Raw genomic sequence first — 1,815 nt, 5'->3', positions numbered from 1 at the left:
CAATCATTATCTATAATTTTATATTCTATATCATCATTGTCCAGAAAATACTTATCAGTAGCTTTAAATTTTCTTTCCATTTCGTTTGCCTTAAATAAAGATTCTATGGTTCCAGCATCTATCCAATCATTATCTATAATTTTATATTCTATATCATCATTGTCCAGAAAATACTTATTCACATCTGTAATTTCCAATTCATTTCTTTTTGACGGCTTTACATTATTAATTATATCAAAAACATTACTTTTATATTGATATAAACCTATTATTGCAAGATTTGATTTTGGTTGTTTGGGTTTCTCAACTATTTTTGTAATTATGCCATTTTTAACATAGGCAATTCCAAATCTTTCAGGATCTTCAACCTTTTTCAAAAATATTCTACAGCTTTTATTTAATGGTTCTTTTAACTCTTTTATATCTCCAAAAATTATATTATCCCCAAGAATAACTGTAACATCATCATTATTTACAAAATCTTTGGCCTTGCTTAAGGCATCAGCAATACCCTTGGCACTTTCCTGCAGTGCATAAGTAAACCTAACACCAAAATCACTACCGCTTCCAAGAAGCAAAAGAAAATCTGTCGTCCTTCTTTTGTCAGTAACCACTAATATAGAGTCGATATCTGCACATTTTAAAGTATTAATCGGAAAATATATCATTGGTTTATCATATACTGGCAATAGATGTTTATTTGTTACCTTTGTCAGATCCTTTAACCTTGTACCTGTACCACCAGCCAATATTATTCCTTTCATTAAAAATGTGATTTATTATCTTTACTTTAAGTTTTGCAAATTATTTTATAATTCCATTTAATATTAGAACCATGCAAAAAAATATTCTTGTTACCGGTGGATATGGCTTTATAGGTTCTAATTTTGTGAATTATTTATTGAAAAATTATGATTATAATATAAAGGTATTTGATAAATTAACCTATGCATCAAATCTAAATAATATCAAAAATGATAATATAGAATTTATTAAAGGGGATTTATTTAATAAAATAGATATAGAAAAAGCATTGAAGGATGTGGATATTATAGTAAACTTCGCTGCAGAATCGCATGTAGACAGATCAATAGTTGATGCCCATGATTTTTTAAATTCCAATATTTATGGTGTATATAATATACTAGATTATATGAAGGAAAACAGGAATATTGAAAAATTTATACATATTTCAACAGATGAAGTATATGGAAACGCATTAAATAAAAAATTCGATGAAAATTCATGCTTGAACCCAAATAATCCTTACAGTGCAACAAAGGCATCGGCGGATTTATTAATACTGGCATATTTCAAAACTTATGGAATACCAGTTTCTATTACTAGAAGCTCTAATAATTACGGTCCTTATCAGCATCCAGAAAAATTAATACCTAAAACTATAATATATGCATTATTAGACAAAAAAATACCAATTTACGGAAATGGGAAAAATAGACGTGACTGGTTATATGTTGATGATAATGTAAAAGGTATAATAAAAGTTATGGCAAGAGGTAAAAACGGAGAAATATATAATATTGGTTCGGAGATTGAATTAGAAAATATTGAAATAGTCAAAAAAATATTACACATAATGAATAAACCCGAGTCATTGATAAAATGTGTTAACGATAGACCTGGTAATGATTTAAGATACTCATTAGATTCATCAAAATTAAATGCATTGGGTTTTAAACCAGAAGTTGATATAAATGAGGGACTTAATAAAACAATAGATTGGTATAAAAACAATAAAAGCTGGTGGTATGGGAAAAAGAATTGGTAATCCTAAAAAAATGCTTCTTATGATCA

At 27.4% G+C, this 1,815-nt stretch carries 2 protein-coding genes; one reads left to right on the top strand and one right to left on the bottom strand.

Annotation, left to right across the window (positions count from 1 at the left end; genetic code table 11):
- Positions 1–764: sugar phosphate nucleotidyltransferase (locus AOG54_RS03015; protein WP_084795473.1), on the bottom strand; the 764-nt coding region annotated here is incomplete at its 3' end.
- 71 nt (positions 765–835) lie between these two features.
- Between AOG54_RS03015 and rfbB the strand changes: the two genes are divergently transcribed.
- Positions 836–1,789 (top strand): dTDP-glucose 4,6-dehydratase, encoded by a 954-nt coding sequence (gene rfbB / locus AOG54_RS03010; RefSeq protein ID WP_055032395.1) that lies wholly within the window; start codon positions 836–838, stop codon positions 1,787–1,789.
- Positions 1,790–1,815 lie beyond the last annotated feature (26 nt).

The sequence above is a fragment of the Acidiplasma aeolicum genome, from assembly GCF_001402945.1.
GTDB lineage: Archaea > Thermoplasmatota > Thermoplasmata > Thermoplasmatales > Thermoplasmataceae > Acidiplasma > Acidiplasma aeolicum.
Note: the sequence above shows the minus strand (reverse complement) of the source record. Positions and strands in the feature narration are given on the sequence as shown.

Coding starts and splice junctions, on each gene's coding strand:
- rfbB (WP_055032395.1), top strand. CDS start 836: ATGCAAAAAAATATTCTTGTTACCGGTGGATATGGCTTTATAGGTTCT.